This window comes from Sorangium sp. So ce367, from assembly GCF_051520455.1.
Taxonomy (GTDB): domain Bacteria; phylum Myxococcota_A; class Polyangia; order Polyangiales; family Polyangiaceae; genus Sorangium; species Sorangium cellulosum_B.
In genome coordinates this window covers 10,628,757-10,647,401 of the sequence record NZ_CP150334.1, presented here as the reverse complement: position 1 = coordinate 10,647,401, position 18,645 = coordinate 10,628,757, and the positions used below count along the sequence as shown (strand labels likewise).

Sequence of the window (18,645 nt, the reverse complement as noted above, 5' to 3'; positions counted from 1 at the left end):
CGCTCGTCGAAGGTGGCGCGACGCTCCACCTCGGGACGGTGGCCGACGCGCTGGAGCGGCTGGTCACCGCCGCCCCCTGGGGACGAAAGAGCGCTTCGCGCCCACGCGGCCAAGGTGCGTGTCGCCGAACGCCGTCCCGTACTTGAGCCCATAGCCCAGCATCCGATCGAAGCCGATGTGCCCGACCCAGATCGCCGCGCCGAGCAGCAGCGCCGGCGAGCCAAGCGCGACCGACGCGGCCGCGAGCAGCGCCGGAGCCAGATGGCTGTGCCCCGCGTTGTAGGCCAACGCGCCCACCCGAGGGCCCGCAAGGTAGCCGAGCATCGACAGGTCGGGCAGGAGGAACAGCGCCGCGAACCATCCCCAGCTCCCGCCCAGGTGCCCGTAGGCGAGCAGCGCTGTTCCGAGCACGAGCGCGCCCTCGAGGCGCAGGAGCGCGCGCGGCATGCCCGTGGCCCCGCCCGCCGAGACCTCGCAGGTGGGCTGCGGCGCGGGGCGGCGGGCAGAGGGAGCAAGGTCGAGCGCAGGGAGCATCGCGGCGGTGGTCATGGTCGTTGTCCTCGTCGTGCGTACCGGCGCGGGTGCCGGCGACGTGGAGAGCATGGTCGCTGCGGGTGCTCATGAACATTGTACAAATGCGTCCATCCGCTCATCATCTTTTGATGAGCCCAGCCGAGCCCTCGTGGGACCTCTACGGTGCCTTCCTTGCCGTCATGCGCACCGGCAGCCTCTCCGCCGCCGCGCGTGCCCTCGACGTCGCACAGCCCACCGTGCGCCGCCAGATCGAGCAGCTCGAGTCGCAGCTCGGCGTCGTGCTGTTCACCCGCGCGCCGAACGGCCTGGTGCCGACCGAGCTCGCGCTTGCCACGCTGCCCTACGCCGAGTCCATCGCCGCGAGCGCGCGCGCCCTCGTTCGCGCCGTGTCGAGCCCCACCGATGCCGACCGCGGCACCGTGCGCGTCACGTGCAGCGAGGTCGTCGGCGTCGAGGTGCTTCCCCCGATGCTCGCCCCGCTCCTCGTCGCTCATCCGCGCCTTCATATCGAGCTCGTCGCCACGAATCGCACCGAGGATCTCCTGCGCCGCGACGCCGATGTCGCCGTGCGCATGGCGGAGCCGACGCAGGCCGGCCTGGTGAGGCGCTGCGCCGGGCGCGTCGAGCTCGGCCTCTTCGCCACCAAGGCGTACCTCGCCGCGCACGCTGCCCCGACGTCGCTCGCGGGGCTCGTGCCGGGCCACGCCCTCATCGGCGCCGACGGCTCCCGCGCCATCATCGACGCGCTCACCGCCGCCGGGCTCGTCACCACGCCGCGCGATTATGCGTTCCGCAGCGACAGCGACATCGTGAAGCTCGCCGCGGTGCGCGCCGGCCTCGGCATCGGGGTGTGCCAGCTCCCGCTCAGCCGGCGGCCGGTGCCGCTCGTGCGCGTGCTGCCCGCGCTCGCCTTCCATTTGGACGCCTGGGTCGTCATGCACGAGGATCTGCGCGCCGTGCGCCGCGTCCGCCTCGTCTTCGAGCACCTCGTCGCGCAGCTCGGTGCCTACGCGACCCAGGCGCGCGAAACACGGCCGGTGGCGAGGAAGGCCCGGCCCCCGGGCACGCGCGGACGGCCCAGCTCGGGCTGAGCGGCGAGGAACCCTTCATGACGACCGAGGTGGGGTCTCCCACCTGGCAGGACGGCGTCGCCGTGGAGATCGCCGGTTTCCTGAATCGCTGGAGTGGAGCTCGCCCGCGCCCGCGCAACGTCCCGCCGATCGTCAGCCGGCAAAGACCGTCTGATTCATCGCCTTGTCGGGCCGCACCATCAACCGTCAGGAGAGCACTTCGGTGGCCGTCTTCGCCCCGAGGACGTTATCGATCCAGCGGTCGAGGGTCGCGACGTCCGTGCATGCCTGGATGCGCGCGCTCTCGTCCTCGGCGAGCACGATCCCTGCACGCGCAAGCAGCCGCAGCAGCGTGTCCCTCTTGCCCTCACGCATGCCCTTGAGCTCGCCCTCGAGCTTGCCGCGATCGATGAGCTTCTGCACGAACGGGGGAAACGTCGCCTCGCCTTCGATCTGCCGTTCCATGACCAATGCCTCCAGAGCCTGCCTCATGGGCTCACGCAACGCGTTCCAGATGAGCTGAAAATAGACCATCGCGTGCGCCTGGTCGAGCCGGCCGAGGCCGGCGAGCGCCGCCTGGATTATGGTGAGCCCGCTCGGCCCGTTGCCGTGCGCCACCGCCGAGAGCACGGCGAGTTCCGCCTCCTTCTCCGCGTCGGCCGGGTCGATGATCTCGGGGACGACCGCCGGACCGAGCACCAGCGGCTCGAGATGAGCTGGTCGAGCGACGACTCGACCACCGCGACCGCCGCGTGCGGCGGCACCTCGACGTGGAGGAGCGTCGCGAGCAAGCGGGGTGCGAGCTCCGGGTGCTCGCGGAACGAATATGCGGTGCCGAACCGTCGCGATCCGTCGGATGCCCGGGAATTTTGGAGGGGTGTGACGACGGATCGCCCCCCCTCGAAAGGCGTGAGCCCAACCCGGGCCCAATGAATAGGCGTTTGCGGGACTGCGCCTGAGCAGCAGCGGCGGCGAGGTCCCGGCGCAGTCCCGCAAACGTCGGGTTGGACCGGGCCGGTTCGCGGCCGGGCGAGGCGGTCGCGAGGCCTATGGAGATCCTGCCCGAGAAGGCCGCAGAAGGCGGGCGCGGCGGGGCTCGCACGCGTGGTGCATCCCGCCGCCACGACGTTGGGCGCAGACGTGCCGAGGCAGAGCGCGGCGCCGATGGAGGCCCAGCAGCACGCACGCCGCCGAGGTGGACGGCGCAGAAGGCGGATCGATGCCTGACCGCCGCGCAACGGAGGTGGTGCTGTCGCTTCTGCCCAGGCCAGCGATGCTCATGACGTGTCCGGAGGGGCGGCGGAAGAGCCGACGACGCACGACGGCAGCGGGCGGCGAGCCATCGCAGCCTGACCGCAGCGAGGACAGATGGACAGGTCGATCCCCGTGAGCTCGGCGAGCAGCGTGCACCAGTCGACCTTGACGACGTGGCGCGCAGAGGGCTCGTTCTCGTAAGAGCTGCCTTCCCGGTGCTCATCTCCCCCGACAGCGCACTGCCCTGCGTCTCGCGCCGCCAGGATCCTCGTGCGTGCCACCTCGAGCGTGGTGGTGGCGTGACACGCGGCCATCAGGCCGAAGTGTCGGATCTTCACGAAGCGATGTGGCAGCACGTGCATCAGGAAGCGACGCAGAAACTCGTCTGCGGAGAGCGTCACGGTCTTGTCTCCGCGGGTCCGGAAGCACACGCCGCGCTCATCCATCCACCGCAGCCGGTGATTGGACAGCCCGACACGGTGGGTATAGCGACCGAGGTAGGCAAAGACCTGCTCGGGCCCAGCGAAGGGCGGCTTGGCGTAGACCACCCAGGGCTTGCGGTAGAGCGCGTCGAGCAGCGCAGCGAAGGCAGCGGGGTTGGCCAGCGCGGCGGCCCCGCCGGTCAGGTCGAGCTCTCCGGCGTCATAGGCCTGCCGAAGCGCGGCGAGCAACTTGCCGCGGAAGAGCTTGCCGAGGACCTGCACAGGGAAGAGGTAGCCGCGCCGCCCCTCGATCCAGCGCGAGCCGTCGGGCGAGAGGCCGCCGCCGGTGACGATGCAGTGCAGGTGCGGATGGAAGCTGAGATTGCGGCTCCAGGTGTGCAGCACGGCGGTGACACCGAGGTCGGCGCCGAGCCGTTTGGGATCGCGGCCGAGCGTGAGCAGGGTCCGCGAGCCGCACTGGAAGAGCAGATCGAAGACCCTCTGCTGGTTGACGAGCGCCAGCGGGCGCAGCTCGGCCGGGAGCGTGAAGACGACGTGGAAGTAGTGCGTCGGCAGGATGCGCTGCTGCCGCTCGGCGATCCACCTGGCCTGGCTGAGGCTCTGGCACTTGGGACAGTGGCGGTTGCGGCAGGAGTTGTACGAGGGCTGCTCGTGGCCGCAGCTCGTGCACACGTCGACATGGCCGCCCAGCACCGCGGTCCTGCACGCAGCGATGTCGCGCAGGACCTTGCGCTGGGCGGTGGAGACGGCGTGGGCGCGCAGGTAGGCCTCGCCGTGGGCGCGGACGATATCCGCGACCTCGAGCCGAGGCCTACCCGTCGCCGTGGGCCGCGGCGCCGGGGGATGCGGGTGCACGCGACCTCAGCCGAGCTTCTTCTTGGCCTCCTGGGTGCCGAGCACCTCGACCGGGCTGCGGGTGCGACCGACGTGAGCCTGGCTGACGCGGACGTAGCGGACGGTGGTGCGGATGGAGCGATGGCCGAGCAGGGCCTGGATGACGCGGATGTCGGTGCCGAGCTCGAGCAGGTGGGTAGCGAAGCTGTGCCGCAGCACGTGCGGGGTGACGCGCTTGTGCAGCTTGCAGCGCCTCGCCGCCTCGCGCAGCGCGTTGCGCACCGCCTCGTGCGAGATGACCGAGCCCTGCTTGCGACCCGGGAACAGCTCCGGTCCAGCGGGTCTCTCCGCCCGCCAGTAGATGCGCAGCGCGGTCAGCACGGGGGCGCTGAGCATCACGTACCGATCACGCCCATGCTTTCCATTGCGGACGTGGATGAGGTTGCGCTTGCTGTCGATGTCCTCGACCCGCAGCGAGCAGACCTCATCGATCCGCAGACCGGCGCCGTACGCCGTCAGTACGATCGTGCGCTGCTTGACCGAGCCGATCGCGTTGAGCAGCGCCTCGACCTCGGTGCCGCTGAGGACCGGCGGCAGCTTCTGGGGTACCTTCGGCCAGGGGATCGCGACAGCGACCTCCGGACGCCCGAGCGTGGTGGCGTAGAGGAACTTGATCGCCGCCACGTACTGGTGCTGCGTCGCCTCCGCGATCTTTCGCTGCTCGGCGAGATAGAGCAAAAACGCGCGCACCTCGTCGAGACCCATCTGCTGCGGCGGCTTGCGGTGATAGGCTACGAAGGCCCGTGCGCAGCGGAGGTAATTGTCGCACGTCGACGGCTTGTATCGCCGCAGCTTCAGGTCTTCGGCCATTCGATCGCGGAGCTGTCCCATCGCTGCCCTCCTGGTGGACGCGGCGCCCGGGCAGGGGCGTCGCGAACGGCAGGGTGGGCAGGGAATGAGGCGGCGGGCGGCCAGTCCTGCGCGGCGCCGGGCTCTTTTTTCGCAATAAATACTGGCAAAAGCCGCGCTGCGGCAGCAATGACTGCCGTGACAACCGCAGCGAAGACAAGGATCCGAGCCGCGGCAGGAAACCGCGGCTCGGTATCCGGAATGCTTAACGGCGCAGGGCCCGCAGCATCTTCTTGAGCCTCACGCCGAGCTCCTGCACCTCGTCAGCATCGCGCTCGCTCGCGGCCGGCACAGGAGCTGCCGCGAAGCGGCTTGGTCCAACCGGCGAGCCTCATGCTTCGGGAACTCGCGCCGGCCGACCCGTCACCCCGGGCCGCCTTGGTTGCCGAGCTTGCCAGCACCCTGAGCCGCGCCGTCGCCCTGGGGGATGACGTGACGGCCCGGGTCGTTCACGACGCGCTCGGTCGGCTGCTCGGGCTGTCGACGGTACCGGAGGGGTGAGCAAACCAGGGCGACGAGCGTCCTCCTGCCATTGCACTACGGGCACGCGAGCACATCCTTGCAGCGAGCGATTCCCGGTGAATACCTTGCCGAGCTGGCGGCCGGGCCGATGGCGCAGTTGTTGGGAGGGGGCAGGGCCTTCCGGGGAAAGCGGTGCGGTTCTAGCCGGGGAGGCTTCTTGCCGCGCAGGACAACTACCGCGGTTTTGGATGCGATCGAATCCGCGCGGGAATGACTCCCGGAGATGTCAAATTACGGAAGAGCCGAGGGGAGCTTCCAGAGGTATCAGCGGCGCGCGCCCTCGCCGGGCCACTCGGTGATGAGCTGGCGCAGGCCGTGCGCGACACTGGCCCAGGCGTCGTCTGGATCGGTCCACCGCGTCACCGGAATCCGGTCGTTGGGCAGCGGTGTCAGCTTTGCGAAGGGTGCGCTTATCCAATCGCAGGGCCGCAGAAGCACCGGCACCACCCTGGCCTTACCGGCCTCGTGGCGCGCGAGCGCGCGTGTCATCTGCGCGTCCCAGCACTCGTCCGACGCGAGGAAGTCCGGGCTTACTAGGAGCAACACGAGGTCGGCCTCGTCGAGGTGCCGGTCGATCTCCGCGCGCTCCACGCTGCCCGGGAGCAGGCGCTGCTGGTGCCAGGGCTCGATCAGGCCCTGCCGCTCCAGCAGCTTCAGGTGCACGTCGAGCCGTTCGCGCAGAGCCTCGTCCTTGGCAGCATAGCTGTAGAACAGGCGCAGCCTGCGTCGGACCGGCACGACCGCGGGATCGGGCTGGAGAAGGCGTTCGTAGAGGCGATACCGCACCGGGTGCGTCCCGCGTTCACCCTGCTGCACGAGGCCCTGACGGATGAGGGCGTCGAGGATCTTGGCGTCGACGCGGGTCGCCGGATCCTTCGCCAGGGAGGCGAAGGCCTGCCCGAGTTCGGGCGAGGCGTTGAGGCGGGTGCGGTGCTCGTGGAGGTGATCGACGGCGAGGCTGCGGCTAAGCGGCGCGCCGGAGGCGAGGTCGGCGAGGGTGTAGCGCTGGCCGGCAAGATCGAAGAGGACGGCGCGCACGAGGTAAGGGTGGCCGCCGGCAACGCTCGTGAGGCGGTTGAGATCGGCGTCAGATAGCTGGAGGCCGTGGCGATTGGCGAGCTCGGCGATCTGAGCCCGCTCGAGGTTCATGACCTCGATGGGGTCGCTGAGGTTGTAGAAGAATGATTGGTTAATCTCGGTGCTGAGGCGAGCGGGCGGGGTAGAGACGGAGACGAGGAGGCGGAGCCTTTTCCAGGGCTCTTTGCCGACCGAGCTCTCGGCCCAGCCGCGTAGCAGGCCGGAGAAGTCGTTGTAAAAGGGCCGACCGACGACGAGGTCGGCGCGGTCCACGATGAGGAGGAGCGGGCCCGGCACAAGGCGGAGAACGGTGCGAGCGAGGAGATCGTTGATCTTGCGTTTGGGGTCGCCCCTGAGGGAAGACCATGTGGCTTCCACGGTGGCATAAGCGTCGGTTCCGATGCTGTTGTCGTCGAGCGCTTCGAGTAAGGCGACGGCGAAGGCGCGTAAGCAGGTATCGAGATCGGTGAAAGCGTCGGCGTCAAAGGTATGGAGGTAAACGACGGCGACCCGGCGGCCGTCGTTTACGGCGGCTCTCCATTGCTCGGAGATATGGGTCCAGAGCCAGGTGCGACCCTGGCGGCGCGAGCCCCAGAGGAGTACGGGCTGGCCGTATTCAAGGTAGTTGAGGGCGAGCTGCTCCTCGTGGGGGCGGGCGACGTACCAGGCGGAGCGGTAGGGGGTGCCGGGGGGTTGGAGTGGGGCGGGCATGGGGGCTTAGGGCGACGCGGGGGCTTCGGGCCACTCGGCGCAGGTTCGTCGATAAGGGTTGCCAGGAATGAATTGGGACCATTCGGCGCGAGCAAGGTTGCGACCAGCTTGGGCGCAGGCGTGCTGCATGAGACGATCGATAGAGGCTGTCCAGATTCGCGCCGTCTTATCCCGAGAAGCGGTCAGGACGCGAGCGCCGTCGGGGCTGAACACTGCGTTCAGGACTTCGGCTTCGTGGTCGCGCAGGACTATGGGCTCGCCCTGGCCATCGGCGCGCCAGATGCGCGCTGTCTTATCCAAGGACGCGGTCAGGACGCGAGCACCGTCGGGACTGAACACTGCGCTCCAGACGCGGCGTTCGTGGCCGCGCAGGACGATGGGCTCGCCCTGACCATCGGCGCGCCAGATGCGCGCCGTGTTATCGTCGGAAGCGGTCAGGACGCGAGCACCGTCGGGGCTGAACACTGCGTTCCGGACTCCGGATTCGTGGTCGCGCAGGACTATGGGCTCGCCCTGGCCATCGGCGCGCCAGATGCGCGCCGTCGTATCCCCAGAAGCGGTCAGGACGCGAGCACCATCAGGGCTGAACACCGCGCTCCAGACGCTGAGTTCGTGGCCGCGCAGAACGATGGGCTCGCCCTGGCCATCAGCGCGCCAGATGCGCGCCGTGTTATCGTCGGAAGCGGTCAGGACGCGAGCACCGTCGGGGCTGAACTCCGCGCTCCGGACTGCGGCTTTGTGGCCACGCAGAACGATGGGCTCGCCCTGGCCATCAGCGCGCCAGATGCGCGCCGTGTTATCGTCGGAAGCGGTCAGGACGCGAGCACCGTCGGGGCTGAACTCCGCGCTCCGGACTGCGGCTTTGTGGCCACGCAGAACGATGGGCTCGCCCTGGCCATCAGCGCGCCAGATGCGCGCCGTGTTATCGTCGGAAGCGGTCAGGACGCGAGCACCGTCGGGACTGAACTCCGCGCTACAGACGCTGAGACTGTCGGGGCTGAACACCGCGCTCCGGATTCCGGATTCGTGGCCGCGCAGAACCATGGGCTCGCCCTGGCCATCGGAGCGCCAGATGCGCGCCGTCGTATCCCCAGAAGCGGTCAGGACGCGAGCACCATCAGGGCTGAACACCGCCCTCAGAACTCCGGATTCGTGGCCGCGCAGAACCATGGGCTCGCCCTGGCCATCGGTGCGCCAGATGCGCGCCGTCGTATCCCCAGAAGCGGTCAGGACGCGAGCACCGTCGGGACTGAACACCGCGCTCGGGACTACGGATTCGTGGCCGCGCAGGACGATGGGCTGGCCCTGGCCATCGGCGCGCCAGATGCGCGCCGTCGTATCCCCAGAAGCGGTCAGGACGCAAGCACCGTCGGGACTGAACACTGCGCTCAGGACTACGGATTCGTGGCCGCGCAGAACCATGGGCTCGCCCTGGCCATCGGCGCGCCAGATGTGCGCCGTCTTCCAAGAAGCGGTCAGGACGCGAGCACCGTCGGGACTGAACACCACGCTCAGGACTCCGGATTCGTGGCCGCGCAGGACGATGGGCTGGCCCTGGCCATCGGCTCGCCAGATGCGCGCCGTCGTATCCCGAGAAGCGGTCAGGACGCGAGCACCGTCGGGACTGAACACCGCGCTCACGACTCCGTCTTCGTGGCCGCGCAGGACGATGGGCTCGCCCTGACCATCGGCGCGCCAGATGCGCGCTGTCTTATCCAAGGACGCGGTCAGGACGCGAGCACCGTCGGGACTGAACACTGCGCTCCGGACTACGGCTTTGTGGCCGCGCAGAACAATGGGCTCGCCCTGACCATCGGCGCGCCAGATGCGCGCCGTGTTATCGTCGGAAGCGGTCAGGACGCGAGCACCGTCGGGGCTGAACACCGCGCTCAGGACTGCGGCTTCGTGGCCGCGCAGGACGATGGGCTCGCCCCGGCCATCGGCGCGCCAGATGCGCGCCGTCGTATCCCGAGAAGCGGTCAGGACGCGAGCACCGTCGGGGCTGAACACCGCGCTCAGGACTGCGGCTTCGTGGCCGCGCAGGACGATGGGCTCGCCCCGGCCATCGGCGCGCCAAATGCGCGCCGTCGTATCCTCAGAAGCGGTCAGGACACGGGCACCATCAAGGCTCATGGCCACCGTCGTAACCGCCGAGTAATGCCCGGCGAGCAATCGCTCGCCCCTGAATCCACGTACGGCGTTCCCGAGCGCCTGCTCCGCAACGGTGAGAAGGGAACTACTCGCATGTTGCCCCGCCTTCACGGCCTCGACGGCTAGCAGCAGTTGTCGCCGCTTTAACCCGGAAGCCCCCGCCAGGTCAGCCAACGCCGCGAGCCGCCGCACATTGACCGAGGCGGCCTCGCGCTTCGCGCGCTCCTCCTCGCTCTTCGCGCGCTCCTCGGCGTTTCTCGCCCGTTCCGTCTCTTTCTTCGCTTCCGTCTCGGCATTGCTCGCCCTGTCTGTCTGCCACAGCGCTGCCACGAACGCCGCCATCAGCAGCGCGCTCACCGCGATCAGCACCGCGTTGAGCCGCCGCAGCGTCCGCCTCTTCTCCTCTTCCGCCAGTCGCCGCTCCTCGCCCCGCGCGGACTCTTGCAGAAAGTCCCGCTCCTCACCGGTCAAATCTTCCCGCCCCTGCGCCCATGCGCGCACCTCTTCGAGCGGCGCCCCGCGCAACAAGTAATCCTGCTTGCGCCCGCTCGCGAGCCACTGGGAAAGCGGCTCGACGATCGCCCGGTCCGCCTCCTTGGCCCGCACCCACGCCGCGTTGAACACCTCCGCGAAGATCTGGTTCCGCACCCCGAGTGTCCGCAGCCCGTTCGCTCCCTCGCGCTCCGCCGCCATCCCCGTCAGCCGCAGCGCGAGTTGATCCGGGTCGCTCCCCTGCGCCGCGACGTCCTCGCCCGTGAGCAGCATCTTGTAGAGCCGCAACATCCGCGGCACCCGCTCCGCCTTGGGTGCCGCCCGCGCCTCCTCGAACCAACGCGCCGCGTGGTGCAGGTTCGGATCTTCCGTCCTCCCCCGCTCTAGAAAGCGCGCGCGCACGGCATCGTCCACCGGCTGCCCCCGCCGCACGCCCGCGAGATCCTCGCAGAGGCGCAGCGTCATGTACGGGTGCCCATGCGTCCACGCGAAGATGGCATCGAGCAACGCGTCCGGGTCCTCGGTCACTCCCTCGAAGCCCTCGCGCAGCGCTGCAGCTTCCTTTCGGGTGAAGTCCTCGAGCCGGATCGCGCGGCCGACGTTGAGCGTGGTGCGGGTCGGATCCTCGACAAGATCCCCGGGCGCGGCCACACCGAGAAGGCAGAAGGTGAGCCTCGCGCCCTTCGCGCGCTCCAGACGCCGGAGGTGCAGCGCGCGCACCGCGGTGAAGAAGTCGTCGCGCGAGAAGGGGAGCGAGAGCGTGGCGTCGATCTCGTCCACGAAGACGACGACCGGGCGATCCGCCCGCGCGAGCACCTCGTCCTCGAGGTAGCGCGACCAGCAGTGCACGGGGCCGAACATCTTGTGCGCCTCCCAGAAGTCGTCTGGCCGGGGCAGGTCGAGCTGATCGGCGAGCTCCGCGGCGAGGCCGAAGTACCAGGTCTCCGGGGTGGCGGTGCCGGTGCCCAGCAGGGTGAGGTCGATGTGCACGCAGGCCACGCCCTTGGCCTCGAGTCTTTTGGCCGCACGCAGGCGCAGGCTGGACTTGCCGATCTGGCGCGTCGCTAACACGAAGCAGAGCTCGCCCTGCTCGAGCGCCTCGGGGAGCTCGCGATCCGCGGGGCGCTCGACGTAGAGCGCGTTGTCCCGGACCGTGCCACCGGCCTGAAAGCGACGCGGCAGGGCCGATCCGGACGAGCGAGGCGCGGAAGCCATGGGTCAATGGTCGCCTGCCCGAGGTGAGCTCGTCAACGCACCCGGACAACCCCCCCACGGCGCATATGGAGCACGTGCTGGAGCGGAAGCCTTTCACCAAGTAGAGGCGGATCTGTCATCGCGCTACTGGGCTTGGCGCTCCAGGCGGCACGAAATGCGGAACCCCGGTCAACTCCACCGGCCGGGGTCGCCAGCTGCCGACTGCCCTGCCGCTTCGATGGAGATGTGCCGCACCTACCTGCTCAATGCGGGAGTGCCGCAGACCAGCCCGATGGCCTGCGGTTCCCCCACACGGATCACCGGAGGCGCGGGTGAAGCGCTGGCGGGCGGGGCTCGCCGTGGGGAACGACCTGGTAAAGATATTGCAACGCGCTGGTCACGCCGGTTTCCAGACGACGCAGGCTGCCTCCGCGACGCTGAGGCCGTCCGCGCTGTAGAGTGGCAGTAAACGTTACTATCGCTTGACACGCGCAGGAGTCGGCGCCGTCTTCTACCTCTCTCGCTCTGGGAGGGTGGTGTTTCGTCTGGGAGTCGTCCGGCAGGCGCGCAAGTGCGCGAAATCATGGTGGGGGCGCCGGGAATCAAACCCGGGTCCCGATCTGCGAGGCCCCCCGAGCGCTGCGGACGTCTGCCGCGGCGCAACGTGGTCAGGAGGCGAGGTCGGCGCCTAGCTGGGCGTCGATGCGCTCGCGGGTCAGCGGTGGCGGAAGACGTCGCCGGAGCTCTTCCGGAGCGGGCGTCGATGCGCTCGCGGGTCCAGCAGGTCTCGATGGCGCCGAGAATTGAAGATCCTGGCCGCAGGACGGAACGGGCGACCCTCAGCCCAGGCGCTCCCGCTCCAATCGCTCCTGGTTCGCGATCGCGTTGTCGGCGGCCTGCACACCGTCGACAAAGAGCTCGGCATGGACCGGGGCGTCCAGGTCGAGGCCGAGACGGAGCAAAAACACGCGGTCGCGCGGCGGGACGGATCGGAGGATCTCGGCGGCGGAGCGGGGGTAGCGAGCGGGACGCACGCTGCGAGCATATCGGACGGCGCGGGCGGCCGCGTGGCTGGATCGAGCCTGACACAGGCTGACGAGCGCGTGCCCAGAGAAGCGCGGTGTGCCGCGTCTTGGGCGGGCCATCGGGTGGCAACCGGCGCGATCCGCTCGGTCGGCTCGGGTTCTTTCGGCGTAGTGCCGCTCCTCGGCAAGCCTGATGAACTACGGCCCCCGCGCCCCATGGAGCTCAACCCGCGCGGCCGTGCTTCGACCCGTCGGATTCTCGGGGATGTTGGGAGAGCGTGACGACGGAGCGCTCCCCCTAGATGGGATGAGGCAGCCCACGGGGCGCCTGGACCCATGATGCCGACCGCACCGACCCGAGCCTCTGTTCGACGCATTCGCGCGGCGGGGTCTGCGAAGACAGCCCGCAGCACCGTGGAGGTCGGCCCATCGGCAGCCGAGGGTGCTGGAGTGCTCGGAGGCGTCAAGGGTTCGCGAGCGGAGCTCGCCGGCTCCGCCGCCCTTGACTCCCCCTGCGCGCTCCAGCCGGACAAAGCTGCGGGCGATGGGCGGACGGAGGCCTCCGGCGGGGGCTCCAGGCTCCGGAGAGGAGCGAGCAAGAAAGAGCCGCTCGCAGCAGCGAGCAATGTGGCTGACCTCTCGCCTGCAGGGTTGCCTGCGGGCACCCCCACGCGTTCGACGACGCAGAAGACGGGGGTCCAGGAGAAGTCAGCCATGCGAAGTGTAGCGCTGGATCTGGGGGTCCATGAGATCTCATTCTGCGAGGTGGCGGGCGGGAGCGTGGTGCTACGACGCACGGTTCGCTCATTCGATTCGCTCCAGGATCTCCTCGGCCCGTCGTCCTCGCCGGCCCGGGTGGCGATCGAGGCGTGCCGCGAGGCCTGGGCGGTGCACGACAAGCTGCGCGACTGGGGTCACGACGTGCTGGTCGTCGACACCACGCGAGCTCGTCAGCTCGGCATCGGCCAGCACGGCCGGAAGAATGACCGCCTTGATGCCGAGGCGTTAGCGCGCGCCGTCGAGCGCGGGGGCATTCCACTCGCTCACGTGCTGTCGCCTCACCGGCGGGCCATTCGCCACCAGCTGGCTGTCCGGCGCGCGTTGGTCGAGACGCGGGCCCAGTACGTCACCACCGTGCGCGGCATCCTGCGCGCTTGCGGACACAAGCTCGCGAGGTGCACCACCGAGGGCTTCCTCACGGTGCTGAGCGCGGCAGCCTTGCCGGCCGAGACTCGCCAGCTCGTTGGACCCCTGGTGACAGCGCTGGAGATGCTCACCCCTCAGATCGCGCTGGCCGATGCCGCGCTCGAGCAGCTGTGCACCCACGAGCCGGTGATCGTGCGGCTGACCACGGCACCCAGCGTGGGGCTGGTCATCGCCGCCGCATTCGTCTCGGTGGTGGACGAAGCGAAGCGCTTTCACCACGCCCACCAGCTCGCCTCCTACCTGGGCTTGGTCCTCTCGGAGGACACCTCCGGGGGACGCAACAAGCAGCGGCTGGGCGCGATCACCAAGCAAGGCAATGCCTATCTGCGCGCGCTGCTGACGCAGGCGGCGCACGCGATCCTGCGGCACAAGAGCGGCGACGACCCGCTAGGTCGATGGGCAAAGACCATCGACGAGCGCCGGGGTCGCCACATTGCGGTCGTGGCGCTGGCGCGGCGGCTGTCGGGTGTGCTGTGGGCCATGTGGCGCGACGGCACGGTCTACGATGCGCAGAGCGCAGCGGTCGCTTCGGCCAAGGGCCTGCGGCTGCAAGCCCAGTCGATCGAGCAGCAGGCGCAAAGCATGAAGGAGGCCGCGGTCAAGGCGCGCCGCCGGCAGCGCTCGATCGACAAGGGACTCGGCGCCGCTCGGGCAACGGCTCGCTCGAGGCCGGTCTCGACCTCAAGGAGGGCCTCGATGCACTGACTTTCCCCCTACGGGAACGTGCGCCACGAGCGCGTCACGCTGGGAGCGTGAAAGAGGGCCACGTGGATGAGCGCGGAAGCCTTCCGGGTGATCGGCCTGTGGGTCGAACATGCCGTCCCCTAGAATGCGCCTCCACGGTCCCGTTTCGGACCCCAGCATGCATCCAGGCCACCAGGGCGACCGCCGGCCTGTGAATGCGGATCGTCGATCGAGCCACAGCTCGCTCCTGCGGACGCGACGAGGTGCTCAAGCACAAGCGGAACGACGCCCGACCAGGGCGAAGGGAGATGTCCATGCCGAAACGACCTGCACTGACGACGCCGAGCGCCGTCGCTGCCGAGCCGAAGCCGACCAGCCGCGCAAAGAGAGCGCTCAAGCCCTTGACCTCAGGGCTGCCTCATCGTCGGAAGGCATGGCCGCAACCCGGGCTCAACTGTCAAGCCCTGGGCCTGGGGAGCTCGCCGCGACCGCACGGTCGCGTCGGGCTACGGTGGTTGCCTCGCTCGCCAGCACCCTGAGCCGCGCCATCGCTCTCGGGGATGAGCTGTCGGCTCGGGTCATTCACGAGACGATCGGTCGACTGCTCCGCCTGCCGCCAGCACCGAGGAGGTGAGCAAGCTCGCGCCGGTCCTCGAGCCGGTCGCGATGCCCTTCTGCGGGGTTGCCTACCGTCCATGACCGCGCGATCCTTCGCCTGATCGATGCTCGCCGCCCCCAAGCTCCGCCTTATCATCCGCCACAGCGCGGCCTCGAAAGACGCCGCTCTGGCCGAGGAACTGCGGGACCATCTCCGCCCCCTGGAGCGTTCCGCGAACTTGGACGTGTGGTCCGAGGCGTGCGTCCGGGCCGGAGCTGATACCCGCCGGGAGATCGAGCGAGCGATCGACCAGGCTGACGTCGCCCTCCTGCTGCTCTCCCCGGACTTCTTGGCCTCCGACGCCCTCCAGGTCGAGCTACCCCGGCTCTTGGAGCGGCATCGTGACGGGAAGCTCCAGGTGGTACCCGTCCTGCTCCGGTCGTGCCTCTATGAGGCCCATATTTGGCTCTCCGGGCTGAAGCTTCTGCCGAGGGACGGGAAGGCCATCGCTTCGCACCAGGGCGACGAACGGGACCGGGTGCTGACGGAGCTAGTGCGCGAGCTATCCGGGGTGGTGCCTTTGCCGGCCTCAGAAGGTACGCCGGCCGAGCACGCGACGAGCCAGGGGTCCAGCATCGCGACTACGCCTTCGGCCGGTATGGGAGGGTCAACCTTCCACATCAACATCTCGGGCTCGACGATCGGAGGGGTTGGCATCGGCGACGGGGCAATTGCTGCCGGCCGAATCGACATGACGCCTCCATCGCAAAGATTTCAGCCGCAATCTGATGTGGAGCTTACCCTGCACTACACGAAGAAACCTGTCTCATCCTCAGAATGCCACTGGTACACATTGAAGGTAAATCTCAAGAATTTGGGCCGCAAGCGCCTCGACGATTGGGAAATCGAGGTCACATTTCCGACCCCGCTTCTTGACGGAACGGTCCACGCCATGAGAGTCGCTGAGAGGTCCAACGCGCACCAGACGCTTTTTCGCCATTCGAGCACAACAGGCCTTCAACCAATCCGCCCAGCTGACCACTTCAGCTTCGAGTTCGGCTACCATATAGACGACCGAATTTATTCCAGACGAGACGAGCTTTTTCCGCAACTCGTGAAGGCACGTGCCCTGGTCAACGGCGAGGTGGTTGCGGAGGTAGAGCGCCCACTACGCGAGTTGCAGTGCTTCTAGTGACTCGGGAGCTCGTCGAGACCAGCGCAGCGCAGCGCTTCCGATGAGGGTTGCATGCGGCCCCTTCTCCGTTGATCCTTGTCCGAGCAATGCCCCAGCGCGACGACTTCAGCGAGGCCACGAAGCGAGCCCTGGCGGCTCGGGTCGGGAACCTGTGCTCCAACCCCAACTGCCGAGCCCTGACCAGCGGCCCCCATGAGGACGCGACCAAGGCGGTCGATTTGGGTGTACCAGCCCACGTCGCAACCACCGCTTCCGGAGGGCCTCGGTACGACGCAACCCTCACCGTCGAGCAGCGCGCCGCAATCGAGAATGCCCTATGGCTGTGCCAGAACTGCGCCAAGTTGATCGACAGCGACCCGGTGCGGTTCCCGGTGGAACTACTCCTGAAATGGAGGGCCATGGCCGAAGCGGAGGCCCGGTCGCGAATGGGGAAGACGAGCGTCCAGGCGCCGATGGGTGGCTCGACCTTCATCGTCAACATCGAGGGCTCGACCGTCGGCAGCCTTGCCGTAGGCGATGGATCGACGAGCAACGGCCGGGTAGACATGCGCGAGGTGGTCGAGCAGCAGCCAGCGCCAGCCACGACGACGCCCGATAGGAGTGCTCCTCGTCAATGTATAAGAGTTGAGTTTACGAATTTCGGCCCAGACACAGAGACAGCTGCGATCCTTGCCGAGCTTGAGGTGTTGCTCTCGCCTCTGGCGATCGACGTCGAGGGCGTGTATGGGGTCGCGCTATCGGCGAAAACTCCCGTTTTTGCGACGGTAAGATTCATAAACGCCACGGCCGCCTTTCTCGACAAGACTGCCTCAAAAGCGTCCGAGCTCGCAACTTTGCTTAAAGTCCGCTCCGAAAGAATCCAGCGTTCATTCGAAAACTGGCCGGGCTTCGGCTTCCGGCTCGACGTGGAGGGCGTGGAGCACGTTCTATACACGGATCTCCCAGAAAAGCAGGAACATCTGCTCATGGCTCTGCATCGCTTCCCGGCCTATTGGACAGCCTGGGGGCGAACGATCCCGATCCTGGTCCAGCCGGGCATAATGCATCGGATTTACTGGTGCTATCGCGGCGGTCACTGGCTCCCTGCAACTGGCTGGAGTAGAACGCCGCACACCAATGAGGACTTCAGGGAGCATTGGTCAGTGATCGACGAGGTCGTGCGGCGCGTCGCGATTGAAGTGCCTCCAACGCCAGCCAAGACGGCCACGCCGGCCTCCGTCTACCTCTCCTACGGCGACGAGGACGTTCCCTTCGCCCAAAAGCTCTACGAGGCCCTCGAAGCCAGCGGGGTACCCGTCTTCTTCCGCTCCGAGCATGCCATCCCGGGCACGAAGCACCACCGTTCTGCCCGGAGGAACATCCGCGAGTACGAGCATGTCGTCCTGCTCTGCTCGGAGCACTCTCTATGCGCTTCGAACGTGCTCAGTGAGCTGGACGAAATGCTCTCCCGCGAGTTCGACGACGGGGCTAGCGAACGGATCATACCAATCCTGCTAGATGACTACGTGCGCGAGGACTGGGCGCCGCGACATGCGGACCTGAAACGGGCCGTCTTGGATCGGGTGCTGCTGGACATGAAGGGAGCGGAAGGGGACCGGAGCAAGTTCGACAAGGCGGTGAAGCGGCTGTTGAGGGCTCTGAAGGGGTAGCGGGGGCGATGGGAACCGAGAGAAAAGCGCCGCATTGGGCATCCTGCCGTCACGCCCCCAGCAGCAGCTTCTTCGCCACCTCGGCCGTGATCGGGCTCTTTGCGAGGGTCTCGATCACCTTGAGCCCCTCCGGGAGAGTCTGCGGCCGGAGACCCTTCGAGGCCTGCTGAGCCCACACTTCATCGAGGGTCTCCTTCATCTTGGCCTGGACCTCCGCGAGGCTCTGCTGCTCGACCTGGATCTTGCGCGCCAGAGTGAGGAACTGGGTCAGGGCCTCGCGAACCAGATCGTCGAGCCGGTCTTCATCATCGACCAGCGCCTTCTTGGCAGCCTTGATGTGCTCGTCGAATTGCGTCTGGCTCACCGTACCACCGGGAGCCCCGATCGTGAGCGATCCTGTAACCGTGATGTTATCACCGACACCCTGGGCGCCAACCGTCGAGTTGGTGTTGGTGATCGTGTACTTGTTGCCCATGTGAATTTCTCCACTGCGAAGGACGAGTTGAAAACGACCTTGTTGGTCGCTCTCGGCGCCCCAGCTTTCGAGCGTCGATTCTACCCAGTCAATACCGGCAGTTGTGATCTTAAGGAGCCGATCTCCACCGTTAGCCTGATCAGCAACCATCAACAGTCTTTTGCTTAATGCCCACTGCACCCAGCGGTCTGTCACGTCTTGATCGTTACCAAAATCATGACAAAGTTCGCTCTGATGAAACGCCATCTTCGGCCTCTGGTGTGCGAGACGGTAGAAGCGGGTCATCATTGCGAACCGCTGCTCGCGCTCAGTTCGATGCACAACCGAGGTCGATGCTTCGCGGCGCAAGGCACTGGTAAGATCATAAAGAGGACTCTTGTAGACCGATTTGGAAGCGGCCACTGGACCGTCATGCAACGCACGATCGAGCCACCCACGTAGGAACGTCACCGCCGAGATGAGGACCCGTTGGGCCTGGAGATCTTGGAGTTCGCTTCTCTCCGCCGCAAGAACAAGTGTCGTCAACTTCGCGTCGTCCGCAATACTGGGCGCCTCTTGGTTTTCGGCGAACGCGCCCCCAAGTTCCTCAGCATCGTCTGCAAGCTCCGCGAGGTCCACGAAT

The 18,645-nt window shown here is 67.7% G+C and carries 13 protein-coding genes; 5 read left to right on the top strand and 8 right to left on the bottom strand.

Annotated features, from left to right (window positions below):
• Positions 1-63: 63 nt before the first annotated feature.
• A complete protein-coding gene (locus tag WME97_RS40330) occupies positions 64-549 on the bottom strand; it encodes a DUF4260 domain-containing protein (protein WP_437545684.1) in 486 nt (161 codons plus the stop codon).
• A 113-nt stretch (positions 550-662) separates the two neighbouring features.
• Here WME97_RS40330 and WME97_RS40325 point away from each other — a divergent pair, with 113 nt between their 5' ends.
• On the top strand, positions 663-1,625 hold the full coding sequence (locus tag WME97_RS40325) for a LysR family transcriptional regulator (protein ID WP_437545682.1): 963 nt from the start codon (positions 663-665) through the stop codon (positions 1,623-1,625).
• 186 nt (positions 1,626-1,811) lie between these two features.
• Here the strand turns inward: WME97_RS40325 and WME97_RS40320 are convergent, their stop codons facing one another.
• The 3 genes from WME97_RS40320 to WME97_RS40310 all read right to left on the bottom strand — a co-directional run bounded on the left by WME97_RS40320 (position 1,812) and on the right by WME97_RS40310 (position 5,026).
• Positions 1,812-2,303, bottom strand: coding sequence for a hypothetical protein (locus WME97_RS40320; RefSeq protein WP_437545681.1), 492 nt, complete (start codon positions 2,301-2,303; stop codon positions 1,812-1,814).
• A 578-nt stretch (positions 2,304-2,881) separates the two neighbouring features.
• Positions 2,882-4,156 (bottom strand): IS91 family transposase, encoded by a 1,275-nt coding sequence (locus WME97_RS40315; protein ID WP_437544988.1) that lies wholly within the window; start codon positions 4,154-4,156, stop codon positions 2,882-2,884.
• A gap of 6 nt (positions 4,157-4,162) precedes the next feature.
• Positions 4,163-5,026: a tyrosine-type recombinase/integrase gene (locus tag WME97_RS40310; protein ID WP_437544987.1), complete on the bottom strand. Its 864-nt coding sequence runs from the start codon at positions 5,024-5,026 to the stop codon at positions 4,163-4,165.
• Positions 5,027-5,422: 396 nt separating this feature from the next.
• On the opposite strand from WME97_RS40310, the gene WME97_RS40305 reads away from it, so the two are divergent.
• Entirely contained in the window at positions 5,423-5,545 is a 123-nt protein-coding gene (locus tag WME97_RS40305; protein ID WP_437545679.1) for a hypothetical protein, read from the top strand.
• Positions 5,546-5,830: 285 nt separating this feature from the next.
• Here the strand turns inward: WME97_RS40305 and WME97_RS40300 are convergent, their stop codons facing one another.
• The 3 genes from WME97_RS40300 to WME97_RS40290 form a co-directional block, all read right to left on the bottom strand.
• Positions 5,831-7,354: an AAA-like domain-containing protein gene (locus tag WME97_RS40300; protein ID WP_437545677.1), complete on the bottom strand. Its 1,524-nt coding sequence runs from the start codon at positions 7,352-7,354 to the stop codon at positions 5,831-5,833.
• A gap of 6 nt (positions 7,355-7,360) precedes the next feature.
• Entirely contained in the window at positions 7,361-11,212 is a 3,852-nt protein-coding gene (locus WME97_RS40295) for an AAA-like domain-containing protein (RefSeq protein WP_437545675.1), read from the bottom strand.
• An 818-nt stretch (positions 11,213-12,030) separates the two neighbouring features.
• Positions 12,031-12,225, bottom strand: coding sequence for a hypothetical protein (locus WME97_RS40290; protein WP_437545673.1), 195 nt, complete (start codon positions 12,223-12,225; stop codon positions 12,031-12,033).
• Positions 12,226-12,930: 705 nt separating this feature from the next.
• Between WME97_RS40290 and WME97_RS40285 the strand changes: the two genes are divergently transcribed.
• The 3 genes from WME97_RS40285 to WME97_RS40275 all read left to right on the top strand — a co-directional run bounded on the left by WME97_RS40285 (position 12,931) and on the right by WME97_RS40275 (position 17,548).
• Complete coding sequence (locus tag WME97_RS40285; RefSeq protein WP_437545671.1) at positions 12,931-14,127, top strand: IS110 family transposase; 1,197 nt, start codon at positions 12,931-12,933, stop codon at positions 14,125-14,127.
• 701 nt (positions 14,128-14,828) lie between these two features.
• Positions 14,829-15,896 (top strand): toll/interleukin-1 receptor domain-containing protein, encoded by a 1,068-nt coding sequence (locus WME97_RS40280; protein ID WP_437545669.1) that lies wholly within the window; start codon positions 14,829-14,831, stop codon positions 15,894-15,896.
• Positions 15,897-15,985: 89 nt separating this feature from the next.
• Entirely contained in the window at positions 15,986-17,548 is a 1,563-nt protein-coding gene (locus WME97_RS40275) for a toll/interleukin-1 receptor domain-containing protein (protein ID WP_437545667.1), read from the top strand.
• A gap of 49 nt (positions 17,549-17,597) precedes the next feature.
• On the opposite strand, the gene WME97_RS40270 is transcribed toward WME97_RS40275, so the two are convergent.
• Positions 17,598-18,641 carry a hypothetical protein gene (locus tag WME97_RS40270; protein ID WP_437545665.1) on the bottom strand — a complete coding sequence of 348 codons (1,044 nt, stop codon included), beginning with the start codon at positions 18,639-18,641 and terminating at the stop codon, positions 17,598-17,600.
• Positions 18,642-18,645: the final 4 nt, after the last annotated feature.

What these genes read in the sequence shown, in the direction of transcription:
- WME97_RS40330 (WP_437545684.1), bottom strand. Translation starts at nt 549, where the DNA reads ATGACCACCGCCGCGATGCTCCCTGCGCTCGACCTTGCTCCCTCTGCC.
- WME97_RS40325 (WP_437545682.1), top strand. Translation starts at nt 663, where the DNA reads ATGAGCCCAGCCGAGCCCTCGTGGGACCTCTACGGTGCCTTCCTTGCC.
- WME97_RS40310 (WP_437544987.1), bottom strand. Translation starts at nt 5,026, where the DNA reads ATGGGACAGCTCCGCGATCGAATGGCCGAAGACCTGAAGCTGCGGCGA.
- WME97_RS40300 (WP_437545677.1), bottom strand. Translation starts at nt 7,354, where the DNA reads ATGCCCGCCCCACTCCAACCCCCCGGCACCCCCTACCGCTCCGCCTGG.
- WME97_RS40295 (WP_437545675.1), bottom strand. Translation starts at nt 11,212, where the DNA reads ATGGCTTCCGCGCCTCGCTCGTCCGGATCGGCCCTGCCGCGTCGCTTT.
- WME97_RS40285 (WP_437545671.1), top strand. Translation starts at nt 12,931, where the DNA reads ATGCGAAGTGTAGCGCTGGATCTGGGGGTCCATGAGATCTCATTCTGC.
- WME97_RS40280 (WP_437545669.1), top strand. Translation starts at nt 14,829, where the DNA reads ATGCTCGCCGCCCCCAAGCTCCGCCTTATCATCCGCCACAGCGCGGCC.
- WME97_RS40275 (WP_437545667.1), top strand. Translation starts at nt 15,986, where the DNA reads ATGCCCCAGCGCGACGACTTCAGCGAGGCCACGAAGCGAGCCCTGGCG.